The following is an 18,753-nucleotide window of genomic DNA, read 5'->3' on the forward strand; positions in this document are numbered from 1 at the left end:
TCGACCCGTCTCGCGCGGATCGCCGTTTCGCTCCTGACACCAGGATCCCTCCACCTCACCGGGATCGCCAGAGCCGACTAAAATCGCAGACATGGCTCGCTCCAACGAGGAGGTCGAAGCCCTCCTGCGCGAATACGCCGATCTGCTCCTGATCACGGGCGGGGACGCGTACCGGGCGCGTGCGTACGAGAAGGCCGCGCGGGCGATCGGCGGCCATGCGGCCGACATCTCGCAGTTCGACGCGAAGGCGCTGCGGGACATCCCCAATGTGGGCCGGTCGATCGCCGACAAGGTGGTCGAGTACCTGCACACCGGGACCATGCCCGCCGTCGAGGAGGCGCGCGCCGCGATCCCGGCCGGGGTGCGGGAGCTGACCGCCATCCCGGCGCTCGGGCCGAAGAAGGCCATGATCCTCTACGAGGAGCTGGAGATCTCCTCGATCGACCAGCTGGCCCAGGCCATCGAGGACCACCAGCTGCGCGACCTCAAGGGCTTCGGTCCGAAGTCCGAGGAGAACATCCTGCACGGCATCGGGCTGATGCGAGCCGCGGGCAGCCGCATCCCGCTCGACGAGGCCATGGACGTGGCCGATGACATCGTCTCCGCTCTGTCCAAGGTGGTCGGCTGCCGGCGGTGTGCGTACGCCGGGTCGCTGCGCCGGATGAGGGAGACCGTGGGCGATGTGGACATCCTGGTGGCGGCGGAGGAATCCGGCCCGTTCATGGAGGCGTTCACCCGGCTGCCGCTCACCTCCGAGGTGATCGCCCACGGCCGGAAGAAGACCTCGATCCGCACCACGAAGGGACTCCAGGTGGATCTGCGGGTCCTGCCACTGGACTCCTGGGGTGCGGGACTGCTGTACTTCACCGGCTCCAAGGCGCACAACATCCGCATCCGCGCGATCGCGGTGCGCCATGGCCTCAAACTCTCCGAATACGGCCTCTTCGAGACCAAGAGCGGCAAGACGATCGCCTCACGGAGCGAGGAGGACGTCTACGCCCGGCTCGGCATGGACTGGATCCCGCCGACGCTGCGCGAGGACCGGGGCGAGGTCAAGGCGGCCCTCGAAGGACAACTCCCCCGGCTGGTCGAGGAGTCCGACCTCCGGGGCGATCTGCACACCCACACCAACCTCACCGACGGGCTGGAATCGCTGGAGGACATGATCGCCAAGGCGGAGCGGCGCGGCTACGCGTACTACGCCATCACCGATCACGCGCCCAAGCTGTACATGCAGCAGATGACCGAGGAGAAGATGCTGGCCCAGCGGGAGCGGGTGCGCGCACTCGACCGGGGGCGCGGCCGCGGGGACACCCGGCTGCTGCACGGTGTGGAGCTGAACATCGACGTCGACGGGGACGTGGACTGGCCGCCCGGGTTCCTCGAGGACTTCGATCTGTGCGTGGCCTCGGTGCACACCCAGTTCGGCCTGGACCGCAAGGCCATGACCCGGCGGCTGGTGAGGGCCTGCGAGAACCCGTACGTGCACGTCATCGGCCATCCGACCACCCGGCTGATCGGCAAACGTCCCGGTATCGACGCCGACTTGGACGAGGTATTCGCCGCCTGCGCCCGCACCGGCACCGCGCTGGAGATCAACGCGCATCCGGACCGGCTCGACCTGTCGGACGACAACATCCTGCGGGCCAAGTCGCACGGGGTGGTGTTCGCCCTGGACAGCGACGCCCACTCGACCCGGGATCTGGACAACATGCGGTACGGGGTGGGCATGGCCCAGCGGGGCTGGCTGACCCCGGACGATGTCATCAACACCTGGTCGCTCACCCGGCTGCGGCGTTTTCTGCGCAAGGACACGGGGCACCAGCCCCCAACATGACCACCTCAGAACCCGACCGCTCCTACCCCGCCCGTCAGGCCCCCGGCGCCGAAACCCTCGCCGAGCTGGACGCCCGGGTCATCGACTGCCGTGCCTGCCCCCGGCTGGTCCAGTGGCGGGAGGAGGCCGCCCGCACCAAGCGCCGGGCCTACGCCGACTGGGAGTACTGGGGGCGGCCGGTGCCCGGGTTCGGGCCGCCGGACGCCGGGATGGCGATCGTGGGACTCGCACCGGCCGCCCACGGTGGAAACCGCACGGGCCGGATGTTCACCGGCGACCGCGCCGGCGACTTCCTGTACGCCGCGCTGTACGACCTGGGGCTGGCCAGCCGGCCGACCGCCACCCACCGCGGCGACGGTCTGGAGCTGCACGGGGTCAGGATCACCTCGCCGGTGCACTGCGCCCCGCCCGCCAACCGCCCCACCCCCGAGGAGCGGGACACCTGCCGCTCCTGGCTGGCCCGGGAGCTGCGGCTGCTGCGGCCGACGCTGCGGACCGCGGTGGTGCTCGGCGCCTTCGGCTGGCAGGCCGTGCTGCCCGCCCTGGAGGCGGCCGGATGGGCCGTGCCCCGGCCCCGGCCGGTGTTCGGCCACGGCGCGCGGGCCACGCTGCGGGCGGCCGACGACGGGCCGCCGCTCACGCTCTTCGGCTGCTACCACGTGAGCCAGCAGAACACCTTCACCGGGCGGCTCACCCCGGCCATGCTGCGCGAGGTGCTCGGCGCGGCGGCGGAGGCGGCGGGGCTTCCGGTCTCCGGCTAGGGCCGGAGGGTCGTAGGCCTCGTGGGCCTCGTGGGCCTCGTGGGCGAGTCGGCGGGCTTGCCGAACCAGCGGGAGAGGTGGTCGTCCAGGTCCTGCTGATCGTCGCCGATCCAGGCCACGTGGCCGTCGGGGCGTAGCAGGACACACGGAACATCCAGTGCCGCGGTGGGATCCGCGAGGTAATCGACCCGGTCCGACCAGCCGCCGACGGTCAGCCGTTCGGTGCGGTCCAGCAGCAGGCCGCGGCCGCGGTGCAGCAGATCGTAGAGGCGGCCGTGTTTGACGTCGATGTCGCGCAGGCGGCGGCCGAGCAGGTCGGGGCCTTCGCCGAAGTCGTAGCGGATGCCGATCGCGGTGATCTTCTCGATCAGATAGCGGTTCACCTCGTCGAAGTCCATCAGCTCGGTGAGCAGCCTGCGCACGGCCCGCGGGCCCGGTTCGGTGGAGTGCAGTTCCATCTGGGCGCGGGTGTTGTCCAGCACGTCCTCGGCGACCGGATGGCGTTCGGCCTGGTAGGTGTCCAGCAGTGTTTCCGGCGCCCAGCCGCGGATCTGTGCGGCCAGTTTCCAGCCGAGGTTGAACGCGTCCTGAACGCCCAGGTTGAGGCCCTGTCCGCCGGTGGGCGGATGGATGTGTGCCGCATCGCCGGCCAGCAGCACCCGCCCGACCCGATAACGTTCGGCCAGCCGGGTGGCATCGCCGAAGCGGGACAACCAGCGCGGGGAGTGCACGCCGAAATCGGTTCCGGCGATGGTGCGCAGCTGTTGTCTGAACTCCTCGAGGGTGGGCGGTTCCGCGCGGTCGCTGACTCCCGCGGCGGGCACTACGACGCTGTAGACCCCTTCGCCGAAGGGCCGGAGCCAGAATCGCTGATGGGTCTCGCGGATTCCGGTCACCTTGGCGGCGATCTCCTCCTGTGACACGCCCACTTTCATCTCGCCCATCAGCGTCTCGTTCCGTGAGGGCTCGCCGGGGAAGCCGACACCGAGCTGTTTACGCACCGTGCTGCGCCCGCCGTCACAGCCGACGAGGTAGCGCGAACGCAGCCGTTCGCCGTCGGTCAGCTCGACGGTCACGCCCTCGTCGTCCTGCTCGAACCCGGCGACCGCGCAACCGCGTCGGACCTGCGCACCCAGCTGGGTCGCTTGTTCCTCGAGGAGATGTTCAATGACCGGCTGCGGGATGCCCAGCAGATAGTCGTGCGCGGAATCCAGGCCCTTGGGCGCGGGTTTGGGGATGGCGGCGAAGAAACCGCCGGCCGGACGCTGCCTTCCATGCCGGCGAATGCGTTCCAGCAGTCCGCGCATCGCCAGCAGCTCGAGACTGCGAATATGGAGACCGACTACGCGGACGAACGACACGGGCTCGGTTTCCTTCTCCAGAACGAGTACCCGCACATCGTGCAGCCGCAGTTCGGCGGCCAGCATCGCGCCAGTCGGCCCGCACCCGGCAATGATCACGTCGAACAACGGATCGGTGGTGAATTGCGGAGAGTGCATAGGTGTTGCCTTTCGGGAGTGCCTTGTTGGCGAGGCGCTCCCGGCGACACCTACGTCAATCGCCCGGCCGTGACGGGAAGGGGGAGCACCCACATCGATACAGCGTTCATGGGTCTCACCTCCTCGGGCGGTGTCACGGTCCACTGCAAACTACAAGCCCGACATCATCCCGTCCAATCCTTTTCCCGCCACGTGATCACGACTCCGAACAGTGACAGGAGACCGGGGGCAGGCCGTAGGGAAAGGGGAGGCCCCGGGCACTGGGGCAGGAGGGCGCCCGGGACCTCGTTCATGGGGTGGGCCGGATCAGTTGAGACCCTGGCCCGCGACGCTGCCGGTGTCACCGGCTCCGGCGGCGGCACCCGCGTCACCGGCACCCGCGTCACCGGCACCCGCGTCACCGGCTCCGGCGTTGCCCGCGCCTGCGGCCTCACCAGCACCACCGGCCGCATCGCCAGCACCACCGGCCGCGTCACCGGCACCACCGGCCGCATCGCCAGCACCGCCCGCCGCGTCACCGGCACCACCCGCCGCGTCACCGGCACCACCCGCCGCGTCACCGCCACCGGCGCCACCGCCGTCCGCGCCGATGACCGCGCCGGTGGCCTCCAGCGCGGCGGTCACCGGCTGGAAGAACGTCTCACCGCCCTGGGTGCAGTCGCCGCTGCCGCCGGACGTCAGTCCGACCGCCGCGTCCTCGGCGAACATCGCGCCACCGCTGTCACCGGGCTCGGCGCACACATCGGTCTGGATGAGGCCGTTGACGATGTCGCCGTTGCCGTAGTTCACCGTGGCGTTGAGGCCGGTGACCGTGCCGTCGGTGACCCCGGTCGTGGAGCCGGAGCGCTGCACCTTCAGACCCACGCTCGCCTCGACGGCGCGCCCGATCTCCTGGGTGTTGCCGTTCTGGAGGTCGACCGTGCTGGACGGCTGGGTGGTGGCGTCGTCGTACATCACCAGCGCGAAGTCGTTCTCGGGGAACTTGGAGTCCTGCACCGTGCCCACCTGCTGGGCGCCGGCCTCGTCCGAGGTCCAGGTCTGGGATTCGTTGCCGCAGTGGCCCGCGGTCAGGAAGCCCGGCGCGCCGTCGACGCTCACGTTGAAGCCCAGCGAACAGCGGGCGCCACCGCCGAAGATGGCATCGCCGCCGTCGAGTCCACCGGCCGCGGCGTCCCCGCCGCCCCCGGCGTCATCACCCGCACCACCAGCGGCGTCACCCGCACCACCTGCGGCGTCACCGGCGTCACCGGCGCCACCAGCGGCATCACCCGCACCGCCCGCCGCCTCTCCGGCGCCACCCGCACCGGCGTCATCCGCGCCGCCGGCGGCTCCCGCGTCGCCCGCACCGCCCGCCGCACCGGCGGCGTCCCCGGCGCCCGCGTCGCCCGCGTCACCCGCCGCGTCACCGGCGCCCGCGCCGCCGTTGTCGCCGGGCTGGGCCGCCTCCTCGCCGTCGAACTTCTTGAACTCGCCCTTGCTGCGCTTGACGCTGACCGTGCCCGCCATCTGGCCCGTGGCCTTGGTCAGCGTGTCCCACTTCGTACCGGTCACCGTCCGGTCGGCGGTCACCTGGACCTTGTTGGTGACCGGGTCGATCGACCAGGCGGTACCGGGCACCGACGCGTCGCTGCTCAGCGTCTGGGTGGCGGCCTTCAGATCGGCCATGCTGTTCTGGACGACCTTCGCCACGGCGCCCTTGGCCCGGACGGACTCGGCGGAGTCCTCGTCCACCACATTCATGACCAGCTGGCGGTTGCCGTTGTCGTAGTACCAGCCCGCGCCGTTGTCACCGAGGTCCGAGGCGAGACTCCTCGCGAGCTTCACCGCGGCCGGGGACGAGAAGGTCTTGGCTCCCGACGTCTCGTCCGGGTTCGCGTTCGCGTTGGGCAGCAGAATGGCGGCTGCCCCGAGCGCGGTGATGGCGGCTCCGGAAATGGCGAGGGTCCGCTTGTTCACACGTCGGTGGCTCAACTCACTGACCTCCAGTCGGGGATGCGCGGCAGGCGTGTGCGGAGCGCTTGCCGCGTTCCGCCACGCCCCCGCGCGGGGCCACCACGTCGTACGTGGACGCGTTCGCCCCGTCCTCACCCGTACTCAAGGTCTGATGAAAAGCTGCGCCGAACGATCCGGATCGGTAAGCTCCGCCGGTTCGGCCGATCGCTCCGGCTGCCCGCCCGGCTATCCGCGCCCGGCGGCCTCGGCCTGGGCGCGCAGCTCCCACACCTCGCCGAGCGCCATCCGCTCCGCCTCGGCGGGGGAACCGCCGGTGTCCTCGAAGTGGTCGACGTACGCGCCGATGAACTCCTGCCAGCGCTGGTTGGCCGGGTCCTCGTCCAGCGCCGCCATCGCGGCCGCGAAGTCCTCGCAGTCGACGAGGTGGAAGAGATGGCGTCCGCTGCGCCAGATCCGCCAGTTGGTGATCCCGGCCCGGCGCAGTGCCGCCAGCAGGTCCTCCGGGACCGTGGCGTGCACCTGCTCATAACCGGACTCCTGGCCCTCCTTGAGGACCGAGTGCAACGCCACCCGCATCGGCGCTCCTCCTTCTTCTTCCGCTGTTTCTGTTGTTTCCGTTGCCGGGCGGCCACAGCGGCCGCCCGGCAACGATCCATGATGCAGCGCTCACCCCTTCTGTTCGACGCGCACCCAGTCCACGTCCGCCTGCACTCCCCCGGCCGCGATCCGGTCGACGCTGGACTGCGGCAGGCCCCAGTAGGGGGTGGTGACCTTGTTCCACCCGGCCGGGTACGCCCCGCCCAGGGCGAGGTTGAGGATCACGTACTGGTTGTGGCCGAAGACCCACTGGCCACGGGTGGACTCGAGCTTGTTGCGGCTCGTCTCCTGGACCACCCGGTCGTCGACGAGGAAGCGCATCCCGGTGGGTGTCCACTCCACCTCATAGGTGTGCCACTGGTCGGCGCGGCCGCCGCCCGGGTAGGTCTGGCGGGCGCCGATGTTGCCGTCCGCCGAATAGCCGGGGCCGTGCAGGGCGGTGCTGGTCCAGTCGGCGTAGCCGATGTTCTCCATGATGTCGGTCTCGCCGGAGGAGGGCCAGGACACCGACGGATCGTCCACATCGCTGCCCAGCAGCCAGAACGCGGGCCAGTAGCCGTCGCCGACCGGCAGCTTCATCCGGGCGCTGACCCGCCCGTAGGTGAAGTCCAGCTTGGTGTGGGTGTCGATGCGTCCGGAGGTGAAGTCATAGGTGCCGCCGCCCGCCTGGGTACAGCCCTTGCAGTACTTCGCCTTCAGGACGAGATTGCCGTTCTCCGTGCGGATGTTGTCGGAGGAGTCGACATACGCCTGCGACTCGCCGTTGACCGACCCCATCTCCTGGCCGGTCCGCACCACACGCCACTTCGAGCGGTCGAGGGACGCGCCGGTGAAGTCGTCGAAGAACGTCGTCCGGTACGCCCCGGACTGTTCACCGGGGAGGGCCGGGTACGCGGCGGAGGCGCTTCCGCCGGTGCCCCAGACCTGGAACTCGTAGAGGGAGTAGCCGAATTGGGCGGTGGCCGGGGCCGGGTTGTAGAAGGAGCGCCGCTCCTTCCCCAGCATCCGCACATACCGGCCCGTGGCGGGCTGCGACAGCTTCACGGTGTCATGGCGGCCCACCGCGTCCGCGGGGGACTTCACATCCGCGCGGCGGGCGGCCACCTCGGCGGCGGAGGGCTGGTAGACCGTGCGCCACGTGCGGTTGTCGTCGGACACCTGCACCTGGTAGTCGACGGCGTAGGCCGCCTCCCAGTAGAGGTCGACGGTGTCGATCGTGGAGGTCGCGCCGAGGTCCACCGAGACCCAGCGGTTGGCGTTCCAGTCGCTGGACCAGCGGGTCTGGTCATCCTTGAGGTTGGCGGGCCAGCCGCCGTCGGTGACGAAGGCGGGCGAGTTGCCCGCGTGCTGGTAGTAGTTGGAGTAGGCGGGGTGGTTCAGGGCGAGATTGGTGCGGGTCGTGGACGCCGGGGCGGGCTCTCCGCCGTACACCTTGAACGAGTACAGCGAATAGCCGTGCGGCGTGCCGCGCTCGATGCCACGCATCCGTACGTAGCGGCCTACGACGTCCTGCGGATGGGTGTGGGCAGTGATGGAACCTCCGGTACCGGCGTCCTCGGTGTAGAAGGGGGTCCAGTCGGTGCCGTTCTTCGACACCTCCAGGACGTACTTCTTGCCGTAGGCGGCCTCCCAGTCCAGGACGACCCTGTCTACCCGGATGGTGGCGCCGAGGTCGACGCGTATCCACGCGTTGTCGGTGAACGGGCTGGACCAGCGGGTCGACCCGTTGCCGTCGAAGGCCAGGCCCGGCGCGGTGCCGTCGTTCTCGCTGCCGGACGCGGTGACGGCGCCCTGGTTGGCGGCGTACGCGGCCGCCGCCCGGTCGGTGTCCCACGTCGCCTGGGCGGCGGTCGTGGTGGCGTGCGAGGTGGGTGTGGCGAGGGCCGGGCCCGTGGCCAGCACCGCCACCGTGGCCAGGGTGGCGAGGGCGCTCAGCAGAATGCGGGGGGTACGGGATGGCATGCGGCTCTCCTCGATGAGGTCGTGGGGGTGCACGTGTGGTGCCGAAGTGCCGTGGTTCCGTGGTTCCGAAGTGCCGATGTGCTTTCCGTCGTGCCTGCGTGCGGTGGTGCCGTGGTGCGGTCTGTGCGGTGTGCGTCGGGTGGGGCCGGCGGATCTTTCCCCTCCCCGCCCCTTCCCGATACCAGGGGCTCCGCCCCTGGACCCCGAGACCTGAGGCGGAGCCCCGGCCCGGGGCCTGGGACGGAGCCCCGGACCGAGCCTGGGACGGAGCCCCGGACCAAGGCCTGGAGCAGAACCCCGACCCGGGGCCTGGGATGAGCCCCAGCCCAGGGCCTGGAGCGAGGCCTCGGACCGGAGCCTGGGGCGGAGCCCCGGACCGAGACCTGGGGCAGAACCCCGGACCAAGGCCTAGAGCAGAACCCCGGACCGAGATCTCGAGCAGAACCCCAGCCCGAGGCCTGGAGCAGAACCCCGGACCAAGGCCTAGGGCAGAACCCCGGACCGAGATCTGGAGCGGAGCCCAGGTCCCAGGTCTCGGCCAGAGCCCCGGTCCCAGGTCTCGGGCGGAGGCCCGGTCCCAGGTCTCGGGCGGAGCCCCGGATCGAGGCCTGGGGCGGAGTCCTGCCGCGCGGCGGAGCCGTATATCGATGGTGCGGGAAGGGGCGGGAGGCGAGCGGTTTGCTCGACCGCGCTCGTCACCAGGGGCATCGGCCCTGGGCCCCGGGGTCTGGGGCGGAGCCCCAGTTGAGGGAAGGGGCGGGGAGGGGAACAAGCCCGCCGCAGGCGCCAAGAACCGTCGGCCACCCCCTAGGCGGCGCGGCGGGCCCGCCCCCGGTGCTCGCGGATGATCTCCGCGTAGCGGTGGCCGGTCCCCTTGATGGTGCGGACCTGCGTGCGGTAGTCGACGTGGACAAGGCCGAAGCGCTTGTCGTAGCCGTACGCCCACTCGAAGTTGTCCAGCAGCGACCAGGCGAAGTACCCGGCCAGCGGGGCGCCCTTGCGGACCGCCGAGGCGCAGGCCGCCAGGTGCTGGACGAGGTAGTCCTGACGCTCGGGGTCGTCCACGGTCCCGTCCGGGCGTACGGCATCGGGGTAGGCGGAGCCGTTCTCGGTGACGTACAGCTTACGAGCGCCGTATTCGCCGGTCAGGCGCAGCAGGAGGGTTTCGATACCACCGGCGTCGATCTCCCAGTCCATGCCCGTACGGGGGACGTCCGGGCGGCGGACGGCGCGGGCGTACGGGGCCGGGCCGTTGGGGTCGTCGGTGACGGTGGCCGGGAAGTAGTAGTTCAGGCCCAGCCAGTCCAGGGGTGCGGCGATGGTCTCCAGGTCGCCGGGGCGCTCCGGCAGTTCGACCCCGTACACCTCGCGCATGTCGGCGGGGAAGCCACGGCCGTGCACCGGGTCCAGCCACCAGCGGTTGGTGTGGCCGTCCATGCGCCGCGCGGCGGCCCGGTCCTCCGGCCGGTCGGTGGCCGCCTCCACGGTGTTGAGGTTGTTGACGATGCCGACCTCGGCGCGTGGCGCGGCGGCCCGGATCGCCTGGGTGGCGAGGCCGTGGCCGAGCAGCAGGTGGTACGAGGCGCGGACCGCCGCGGTCAGATCGGTGAGTCCGGGCGCCATCACGCCCTCGAGGTGGCCGATCCAGGCCGAGCACAGCGGCTCGTTGAGGGTGGTCCAGTGGTGCACCCGGTCGCCGAGGCGGTCGGCCACCACCGAGGCGTACGCGGCGAAGTGCTCGGCGGTGTCGCGCTCGGGCCAGCCGCCCCGGTCCTGGAGCACCTGGGGCAGATCCCAGTGGTACAGGGTGACGGACGGGGTGATGCCCGCGTCCAGCAACCCGTCGATCAGCTCGTCGTAGAAGGCCAGGCCCTTGGCGTTGACCGGCCCGTCCCCGCCCGGCACCACCCGTGGCCAGGCGATGGACAGCCGGTAGGCGTTGGTGCCCAGCCGCTTCATCAGCCCGATGTCCTGGCGCCAGCGGTGGTAGTGGTCGCAGGCCACATCACCATGGTCGTCGCCCGCCACCTTGCCGGGGGTGTGCGAGAAGGTGTCCCAGATCGAGGGCGACCGTCCGTCCTCGGCGACGGCTCCCTCGACCTGGTAGGCGGAGGTTGCCGTGCCCCACAGGAAGTCGTGCGGGAGGGCTGTGAGGTCCAGGAGTTCGGACACGTACGTCCTTTCAGAGGTGGGAAGGTCAGCGGTGGGGAGATCAGAGGTGGGGAGATCAGAGGTGGGAAGGCCGGTCACTTCACGGCTCCCGCGGTGAGCCCGGCCACGAGATACCGCTGCAGCAGCAGGAACCCCGCGACCACGGGGACGCTGACGACGAGCGAGGCGGCCATGACCTGGTTCCAGTACACCTCGGTCTGGGTGGCGTAGCCCTGGAGGCCCACGGCGAGGGTGCGGGTGGTGTCGTTGGTCATCACCGACGCGAAGAGCACCTCGCCCCAGGCGGTCATGAACGCGTAGACGGCGACGGCAACGATGCCGGGGATCGCGGCCGGGACGACGACCCGGAACAGCGCGCCCAGCGGTCCGCAGCCGTCCACCAGCGCCGCCTCGTCCAGATCGCGTGGCACCGAGTCGAAGTACCCGATGAGCATCCAGATCGAGAACGGCAGCGAGAAGGTGAGATAGGTGAGGATGAGGCCGCCCCGGGAGCCGAAGAGGGCGATGCCGGTGGCGTTGCCGATGTTCACGTAGATGAGGAACAGCGGCAGCAGGAAGAGGATCCCGGGGAACATCTGGGTGGACAGGACGGTGACGGTGAACACCCGCCTGCCCCGGAAGCGGTACCGGCTGACCGCGTACGCGGCGAACACGGCGATCACCACCGAGCAGACGGTCGCCGCGCCCGCCACGATGACCGAGTTCATGAAGTAGTCGGCGAGCGGGACCGTCGACCAGATGTCGATATAGGGGCGGATGGTCAGCCCGCTCGGCAGCCAGCGGAAGGTCCCCGAGACGTCCTCCAGTGGCTTCAGGGAGCTGGAGACCATCACGTACACCGGCAGCAGGACGAACCCGGTGAGCAGGGTGAGGAAGATCCGGCGGGCCCAGAGGAAGGACCGGGGGGCGGCCATCGGTGAGCGGGGCCGCGCCGGGGAGGTGCTAGACATCGGCCGTCTTCCTTCGTCGGGAGGTCAGCAGCAGGTACACGCCCGTCACCACGAGCAGGAAGAGCAGCAGCAGGACGGACATGGCGGACCCGGTGCCGAAGTTCCAGGTGGCGAATGTCGTCTGGTAGACGTGGATCGAGATGAGGTCCGCGGCCTCCGGCGCCGCCTTGCCGAACAGCACGTACGGGGTGTTGAAGTCGTTGAACGTCCACAGGAACAGCACCAGCACCAGCACCTGGTTGACCGGGCGCAGCGAGGGCAGGGTGATGCGGCGGATCTGCTGCCACATCCCGGCGCCGTCGAGGGCGGCCGCCTCGTAGAGCTCCTTGGGGATGTTCTGCAGACCGGCCATGACGACGAGGAACGCGAACGGCCAGCCCTTCCACACCGACACGGTCAGCAGGGCGATGAAGCTGTTGTCTCCGATCAGCCAGAACGAGGGCTTGTCGGTGAGGCCCAGCTGGTCGTGGAGGACGTGGTTCACCAGCCCGTTGTCGTGCTGGAACATGAACGCCCAGGTGATGACGGCCGTGTAGACGGGCAGGGCGTACGGGACCAGGAACAGGGTGCGCAGCACACCCCGGCCGCGGAAGGTGTCCTGGAGGAAGATGGCGGTGGCGGTCCCGAGCAGCCAGCACAGCCCGACCGACAGCACGGTGAAGCCGCAGGTGACCCAGAACGAGTGGAGCAGCGCCTCACCGGCCGGCGCGTTGATGTCCACCGAGATCTTGTAGTTGTCGAATCCGGACCAGGGCGCGGCGCTCCAGTCCCGGATGGAGAACCGGGTGAGCGCCTTGAAGCTCATCAGGATGCCCATCACCATCGGCACCAGATGGACCAGGAGCTCGAGGACCAGGGCGGGCAGGAGCAGCAGATACGGCAGTCCGATGCGGCGGATCCGCCCGGGGCGGCGCCGGCCTCGCGCCGCCCCGGGGGTGCTCCCCGTCACGGTCCGCCGGTCTGCCTCGGCGGTGGCGGTCGTGGTGGTCATGAGGTGTCCGCGCTCACTTCGCCGGCATCTGCTGCTGGGCCTTCTCCAGCTTGGCCCGCACCGATGCGGTGGTCACCGGGCGTCCGGCGGCGGCGTCCGCGAACAGCTCCTTGACGGCCGTGCCCACGGACGTCTCGAACTGCGACTCGTCGGCCACCTGCGGCAGCGCCTCGGCGCTCTTGGCGAGGGTGGCCCGCAGGGCGGCCGTCGCCTGGGTGTTGAACGCGGGGTCGGACTGGGCGGCCTTGACCGGCGGGATGGAGCCGTACGCCTTGTTGAGGATCTTCTGCTCCGCGTCGCCGGTCATGAACTTCACGAACTTCAGGGCGCCGTCGTGGTTGTCGGTGTTCTTGAAGACGGCCAGGTTGATGCCGGCGACCATCGAGTTGACGGCGGTGCCGGTGCCGGGGGTGCCGGAGCCTACGGGCGCCGGGGCCACGCCCCACTCGTCGTCCTTCATGCCCAGGGAGGCGAAGGTCGCCGAGGCGGTCTGCCACAGGACCATGGCCGTCTTGCCCTTGGCGAAGTCGCTGAGGGACTGGTTCTGCGCGTACTCGGCGTTGCCCGGGGCGATGATCTTGTCCTTCGCCATCAGGTCGACATACTGCTTGATCGCGGAGACCGCGCCGTCCGAGGTGAAGTCCGGCTTGCCGTCGGCGGTGAAGAAGTCGGCGCCGTGCTGCTTGGCGAAGACGAAGACCTGGTGGATGTTCTCCGAGAGGTTCGCGCCCTCGGCACCGAGGCCCCACTTGCCGTCCTTGGAGAGCCTCTTGCCGTCGGCGACGACGTCGTCCCAGGTGGCGGGCGGTTTGGAGATGCCCGCGTCGGCGAACATCTTCTTGTTGTAGTAGAGCGCGTACGCCATCGAGTACAGCGGCACCGCGGCCGGGTCCTCGCCCTTCACCCCGGTCGAGCCGAGGGCGGAGTCCACGAAGCGGTCCTTGCCGCCGATACCGCCGAAGTTCTTGTCGTCCCACGACAGCAGCGCCCCGGACGCCTGGAGCGAGGCGCTCCAGGTGTTGCCGATGTTCAGCACGTCGGGACCCTGGCCGGAGGTGGTCGCGGTGAGGATCCGGTTCAGCAGCTCGGACCAGGGGATGACCTCGAGTTTCACTCTGATCCCGGTCTGTTTCTCGAACTTGTCGAGCTCGGGCTTCAGGACCTTCTTGTCCACCGCGATGCTGGCGCCCTGGTTGGAGGCCCAGTACGTGAGCGTCTTGGGCGAGTCGTTGGATCCGCCGCCGCCGGCCGTCGAGGAACCGCCTCCGCAGGCCGAGACGGCGAGGGCGAGGGCGAGTGACATGGTGACGGCGCCTATGGCCGCGACTCGGATGCTGCGCATGGCTCCTGGTGTCCCTTCCGGGAGTGGTGAATGCCAAGAAGGGCCCGGGTACGCCACCGCGTTCAACTCCCGAAGCCTCTCACGGCTTAATTTAGGACGTGAGTTAAACCTCAAGAGAAGGTCGCGTCAAGAGATCCGGCGGAGGTATCTTGCGGCGCGGAGCCCGGAGTTGAGGAGGCCAGGTGACGGCGAACAACGGCCGTACGGTTCGTGACCTGCGGCGGGAGAACCGTGCCGCCGTGCTGCGCCGGTTGTACTTCGACGGGCCGATGAGCCGCTATTCGCTGGCCCCCGCGACCGGGCTGAGTTCAGGCTCCATCAGCAACGTGGTCACCGAACTGCTCGCCGAGGAGCTGGTGGAGGAGGCGGGCAGCATCGACTCCGACGGCGGCCGCCCCCGCACCCTGCTGCGGATCACCCCGCACAGCGGCCACATGATCGGGGTGGATGTGGGCGAGACCCGGGTCCGCGTCGAGCTGTTCGACCTCGCGCTGGCCGAACGGGCCCATGCGGACCGGCCGTTGCCCACGCGCGGCGCCGGGCACCGGGACCGCTACGACAGCGAGCTGATCGCGGGCCATATCCGCGACGGCATCGCCGAGGTCCTGGCGGCGGCCGGGCTCACCCCCGATCGGCTCCTCGGCGTCGGCATCGGCGTCCCCGGCATCGTCGAGCACTCCGCGGAGGGCGGTGCGGTGGTGCACTGCCAGCCGATCGGCTGGGAGGCGGTCCCGCTGGAGCGGATGCTGCGCGGACCGGACCATCTCCCCCGGGAGGTTCCGTACTTCATCGAGAACGGCGCCAAGACGCTGGGGCAGGCCGAGATGTGGTTCGGCGCCGGGCGCGGTGCGCGCAGCGCGGTGGTGGTGCTCTTCGGATCGGGCGTCGGCGCCTGCGTCGTCACCGAGGACGTCGAGCACGGCCGGGCGGTGGAGTGGGGCCATCTCACCGTGCGGGTGCGGGGCCGCCGGTGCCGCTGTGGGGCGCTGGGCTGTCTGGAGGCGTACGCGGGCGCGGAGGCGCTGCTGGAGCGCTGGCAGGAGGCAGGCGGGCGGCCGCCGTCCGACACCGACGAGGAGACCGCCCTGACGGCGATGCTGGCCGCCGCCTACCCCGAGGACGGTGGCGACCCGGACCCGGTGGCGGCCGCCGTCCTCGCCGAGACGGCCGAGTACCTGGGCGCGGGGCTGTCCGACCTGATCAACCTCTTCCAGCCCGAGCGCATCCTGGTCGGCGGCTGGGCCGGTCTCCAGCTCGGCGCGCGCTTCCTGGACTCGGTGCGCCGCCACGCGCTGTCCTACGCGCTGCCGTACCCGTCCGGACGCGTCGGCATCGACCTGGGGGCGCTGGGGCCGGACGCGGTGACGGTGGGCGCCGCGATCCTGCCGCTCGCCGACTTCTTCGCCCGCGGTGGCCGCCGCCTGCCGGCCGGGCCCTCGCCGGAGCCGTCCCCGGCGTGGCGCACGACCCTGGACACGCGGCTGGCGTAGGCGCGGGGCGGGCGCTACGCACACGTGGCGGGCGCTACGCACGCGGGGCGGGCGCTACGCACGCGGGGCGGGCGCTACGCACGCGGGGCGGGCGCTACGCACGCGGGGCGGGCGCTACGCACAGGGCGCGGGGACTGGGCACACGCTGCGCACACGTCGGGCGCGAGGCTACGCCGACTCCCCTGCCGCTACGCCGACTCCCGTACCACCAGCTCCGGTTCGAAGAGGACCGCGACCGGATCGGTGCGCAGGCCGCGAACGTGCTCGTCGAGCAGCCGGGCCATGGCCGCCGCCATGTCCTCCACCGGCTGGCGCACCGAGGTCAGCGGCGGCCGGCAGGTGGCGGCCACGCTGGAGTCGTCGAAGCCGACGACCGCCACATCCTCGGGCACCCGCCGGCCGCGCTCCCTCAGCACCTGGCAGACCCCCTGGGCCATCAGGTCGTTGGCCGCGAACACCCCTTCCACATCGGGGTGTTCGGCGAGCAGCGCGGTCATCGCCGCCACCCCGCTGTCCAGCGTGAAGCCGCCCTCGGCCACCGGAACGTACGGATGCCCACCGCGGGCCATGGTGTCGCGGAACCCGGCGAGCCGCTCCTGGCTCGCCGCCACGGCCCATGGCCCCGACACGGTGGCCACCTTCCGGCACCCCCGGGCCAGCAGGCGCTCGGCGGCGATGCGGCCACCGTCCCAATGCGCCAGATCGACATGGCTCAGCGCCACCGGCCGCACGGGCCGGGCGAACAGCACGGCGGGCAGTCCGGCCTCGGCCAGCAGCGCGGGCAGCGGATCGTCGGGGTGGGTGGACACCACCAGGGCCCCGTCCGCGTTCCCCTGCCGCAGATACCTCACCACCTCCTGCCGGGCCTCGGGAGACTCGGCGAACATCAGCACCGGGTGCATCGAGCGCGGCCGCAGGAATCCCACCACGCCACCGACCACCCGGCCGAAGAACGGGTCCGCGAACACCCGCGCGGCGAAGGCGTTCTGCTGCTCCTCCGAGGTGTCCCCGGCCCCGGAGACGACGAGCGCCACGGTGCCCGTGCGCCGGGTCACCAGCGATCTGGCCGCCCGGTTGGGCGCGTAGCCCGTCCTCTCGATCGCCAGGCGGACCAGGTCCTGGATGGCCGGATCCACATTGCGGACGCCATTGACGACCCGGGACACGGTCGCCCGGGAGACACCGGCCTCCCGGGCGACATCCTCCAAGGTCGGGGCCTGTCGGTTCATGTCCGCACCCTAGTGGCAGCGTGTCCCGGGGGCATAGAGCGCTCTCCCGCCACCGTCGGGCTCAGCGGCTCAATGGCTCAGTGACGCAGTGACGCAGTGACGCAGTGACGCAGTGACGCAGCGGCTCAGCGGCTCAGCGGCTCAGCGGTAGACGCCGAACTCGTAGAGCGAGTAGCCGTAGCCGGTGCCACGGGCCGTGCCGTGGACACGGACGTAGCGCCCGGTGCCCGAGACGTCGAAGTCGTCCACACCGCCATTGCCGTCGGTCACCTCACGGACGGTGCGCCAGCCGCTGCCGTCGTCGGAGGTCTGGATGGTGTACGCCTTGGCGTAGGCGGCCTCCCACACCAGCTGGACGTGGGTGAAGGAAGTGGACGCGCCGAGGTCCACCTGGAGCCACTGCGGATCGCTCCAGTCGGCGGCCCAGCGGGTGTCCGCCTTGCCGTCCACGGCGTTGGCGGGGGTGCAGGGGCAGTCGCCGCCACCGGTCTGGTACGAGGAGGCGGTGGCGGGCCTGCCGAGGGCCTCGTTGGTGCCGTTCACGGCGGGCGGGACGACCCGTACGGAACGGGTCTCGATGCCGACGTTGCCCTTGCCGTCGGTGGCCTTGACGTACACCTTCCACACCCCGGGGCGATCCGGCGCGGTGACCCTCAGCCGCCCGCCGCCGAGGGCGGTGGCGGGCAGCGGGATGAGCTTCTTGTCCTTGTCGAGGTACATCGTGCTGCCCAGGACCTGGTAGGCGATGGCGTCGCCGTCGGGGTCGGTGGCCTTGACCGCGAGGGTCAGGTCACGGCCCGCCTCCACCTTGGCGGCATCGCCCTCCACGGCCAGCGAGGAGATGACCGGCGGTGTGTTGTCGCGCGAGGTGTCCGCGCCGTAGGCCTTCTTCACCGCGTAGTAGGACAGCCGCTTCTGTCCGGCGGGCAGCAGATTGAACCAGACGCCACCGAAGTCGTCCTCGGTGCCGTAGTGGAACATCGTGGCGCCGAGCGCGACACCCTTGTGGCCGGTGACGCAGTTCCACGCCTTGGTGTAGCCCGCGGCCTTGGCCTGGTCGGTGGGCTCCTCCGGTACACCGTTGGAGTCGTCGGGGACCTCCCACTCCCCCGCCGGGCCGGTCTCGGTGACGATGTACGGCTTGGTGTAACCGCCCTGCTCCCAGGTGGCCTTGATGTCGCACACGGCGTTGTAGGAGTTGACGGCGTACAGATCGAGGTCGGGGGCGTTCTTCCGGTAGTACGGCCATGCGCCGGTCCACGCGTCGGTGGAGGTCACCGGGTGGCCGGGGTCGATGGCATGGATCTTCTTGGCGATGTCGTTGACGAACGTGGTGTAGGCGTCCCGCTGCCGCTCCAGCTCATCGCCGCCGTAGCAGTTCTGGAGGCCGAGCACCGACTCGTTGCCCACGTTCCACATCAGCACGCCCGGGTGGTCCTTGTAGGCGGAGACCCATTTGGTGAACTCGGCGGTCATCTGATCCTTGTAGGCGGTGTCCGTCCGGTAGTTCACACAGCCGCCGCTGCCCGGTCCGCCACCGGGCTGCAGCCAGAATCCGGCGATCACCTTGATGCCGTGGGCGGCCGCCGAGTCGAAGAGGGGTTTGCTGGTGGCGTCGGTGCCCCAGGTGCGGATGGTGTTCACGCCCATCGACCGCAGATCGGGGAGGTAGCGGTCGGCGTCCGCGATGGCGGGGCCCCAGGTCAGGCCCTTGATCTGATACGGCTGGCCGTCCACGGTCAGCCGCCAGTCGCCCTGGGCGCCGGTGACCTTGACGACGCTTCCGGCGGCGTGTGCCTGCTGGCCGGGCAGCGCGAGGGCACCGGCGGCCAGCAGACCGGCGGCGAGGGGCGCCGCGATACGGCGTGGGGCGGTACGGATCCGGGTCATGGTGGTGTCTTTCGGTGTGTCGGCGGGGGAGTCGAGTGCGGACGGCCCGGCCGCGGCGGTGTGTTCCGCGAGCGGCCGGG

Annotated in this window: 13 protein-coding genes; 3 read left to right on the top strand and 10 right to left on the bottom strand. The window is 70.6% G+C overall.

Going from position 1 to position 18,753, the window contains the following annotated elements:
- Positions 1–91 precede the first annotated feature (91 nt).
- Positions 92–1,837, top strand: coding sequence for a DNA polymerase/3'-5' exonuclease PolX (gene polX, locus JK364_RS05270; protein WP_201847927.1), 1,746 nt, complete (start codon positions 92–94; stop codon positions 1,835–1,837).
- Positions 1,834–2,598: a uracil-DNA glycosylase gene (locus JK364_RS05275; protein ID WP_201847929.1), complete on the top strand. Its 765-nt coding sequence runs from the start codon at positions 1,834–1,836 to the stop codon at positions 2,596–2,598. Before polX ends, JK364_RS05275 begins: the two co-directional genes overlap by 4 nt.
- Here JK364_RS05275 and rox read toward each other — a convergent pair.
- From rox to JK364_RS05315, 8 genes are all read right to left on the bottom strand, one after another.
- Positions 2,595–4,097, bottom strand: coding sequence for a rifampin monooxygenase (rox, locus tag JK364_RS05280; RefSeq protein ID WP_201847931.1), 1,503 nt, complete (start codon positions 4,095–4,097; stop codon positions 2,595–2,597). The two genes, JK364_RS05275 and rox, sit on opposite strands and share 4 nt — an antisense overlap.
- Before the next feature lie 306 nt (positions 4,098–4,403).
- Positions 4,404–6,053, bottom strand: coding sequence for a S1 family peptidase (locus tag JK364_RS05285; protein WP_307841160.1), 1,650 nt, complete (start codon positions 6,051–6,053; stop codon positions 4,404–4,406).
- Positions 6,054–6,275: 222 nt separating this feature from the next.
- Positions 6,276–6,626, bottom strand: coding sequence for an L-rhamnose mutarotase (locus JK364_RS05290; RefSeq protein ID WP_201847935.1), 351 nt, complete (start codon positions 6,624–6,626; stop codon positions 6,276–6,278).
- A 90-nt stretch (positions 6,627–6,716) separates the two neighbouring features.
- On the bottom strand, positions 6,717–8,609 hold the full coding sequence (locus tag JK364_RS05295; RefSeq protein WP_201847937.1) for a discoidin domain-containing protein: 1,893 nt from the start codon (positions 8,607–8,609) through the stop codon (positions 6,717–6,719).
- A gap of 807 nt (positions 8,610–9,416) precedes the next feature.
- Positions 9,417–10,781: a GH1 family beta-glucosidase gene (locus tag JK364_RS05300; protein WP_201847939.1), complete on the bottom strand. Its 1,365-nt coding sequence runs from the start codon at positions 10,779–10,781 to the stop codon at positions 9,417–9,419.
- A 74-nt stretch (positions 10,782–10,855) separates the two neighbouring features.
- A complete protein-coding gene (locus JK364_RS05305) occupies positions 10,856–11,731 on the bottom strand; it encodes a carbohydrate ABC transporter permease (RefSeq protein ID WP_201847941.1) in 876 nt (291 codons plus the stop codon).
- On the bottom strand, positions 11,724–12,722 hold the full coding sequence (locus JK364_RS05310) for a carbohydrate ABC transporter permease (RefSeq protein ID WP_201847943.1): 999 nt from the start codon (positions 12,720–12,722) through the stop codon (positions 11,724–11,726). Before JK364_RS05310 ends, JK364_RS05305 begins: the two co-directional genes overlap by 8 nt.
- A 13-nt stretch (positions 12,723–12,735) precedes the next feature.
- Positions 12,736–14,064, bottom strand: a complete 1,329-nt coding sequence (locus JK364_RS05315) for an ABC transporter substrate-binding protein (RefSeq protein ID WP_201847945.1) — start codon at positions 14,062–14,064, stop codon at positions 12,736–12,738.
- Positions 14,065–14,246: 182 nt separating this feature from the next.
- Between JK364_RS05315 and JK364_RS05320 the strand changes: the two genes are divergently transcribed.
- Positions 14,247–15,554 carry an ROK family protein gene (locus tag JK364_RS05320; protein ID WP_201847948.1) on the top strand — a complete coding sequence of 436 codons (1,308 nt, stop codon included), beginning with the start codon at positions 14,247–14,249 and terminating at the stop codon, positions 15,552–15,554.
- Positions 15,555–15,742: 188 nt separating this feature from the next.
- On the opposite strand, the gene JK364_RS05325 is transcribed toward JK364_RS05320, so the two are convergent.
- Together JK364_RS05325 and JK364_RS05330 are read right to left on the bottom strand one after the other, a co-directional pair.
- Entirely contained in the window at positions 15,743–16,783 is a 1,041-nt protein-coding gene (locus JK364_RS05325) for a LacI family DNA-binding transcriptional regulator (protein ID WP_201847950.1), read from the bottom strand.
- A 141-nt stretch (positions 16,784–16,924) separates the two neighbouring features.
- Positions 16,925–18,673, bottom strand: a complete 1,749-nt coding sequence (locus JK364_RS05330) for a discoidin domain-containing protein (RefSeq protein ID WP_201848923.1) — start codon at positions 18,671–18,673, stop codon at positions 16,925–16,927.
- Positions 18,674–18,753 lie beyond the last annotated feature (80 nt).

Source organism: Streptomyces endocoffeicus, assembly GCF_016741935.1.
GTDB classification, from domain to species: Bacteria; Actinomycetota; Actinomycetes; order Streptomycetales; family Streptomycetaceae; genus Streptomyces; species Streptomyces endocoffeicus.

Coding starts and splice junctions, on each gene's coding strand:
- polX (WP_201847927.1), top strand. CDS start 92: ATGGCTCGCTCCAACGAGGAGGTCGAAGCCCTCCTGCGCGAATACGCC.
- JK364_RS05275 (WP_201847929.1), top strand. CDS start 1,834: ATGACCACCTCAGAACCCGACCGCTCCTACCCCGCCCGTCAGGCCCCC.
- rox (WP_201847931.1), bottom strand. CDS start 4,097: ATGCACTCTCCGCAATTCACCACCGATCCGTTGTTCGACGTGATCATT.
- JK364_RS05290 (WP_201847935.1), bottom strand. CDS start 6,626: ATGCGGGTGGCGTTGCACTCGGTCCTCAAGGAGGGCCAGGAGTCCGGT.
- JK364_RS05295 (WP_201847937.1), bottom strand. CDS start 8,609: ATGCCATCCCGTACCCCCCGCATTCTGCTGAGCGCCCTCGCCACCCTG.
- JK364_RS05305 (WP_201847941.1), bottom strand. CDS start 11,731: ATGTCTAGCACCTCCCCGGCGCGGCCCCGCTCACCGATGGCCGCCCCC.
- JK364_RS05310 (WP_201847943.1), bottom strand. CDS start 12,722: ATGACCACCACGACCGCCACCGCCGAGGCAGACCGGCGGACCGTGACG.
- JK364_RS05315 (WP_201847945.1), bottom strand. CDS start 14,064: ATGCGCAGCATCCGAGTCGCGGCCATAGGCGCCGTCACCATGTCACTC.
- JK364_RS05325 (WP_201847950.1), bottom strand. CDS start 16,783: ATGAACCGACAGGCCCCGACCTTGGAGGATGTCGCCCGGGAGGCCGGT.
- JK364_RS05330 (WP_201848923.1), bottom strand. CDS start 18,673: ATGACCCGGATCCGTACCGCCCCACGCCGTATCGCGGCGCCCCTCGCC.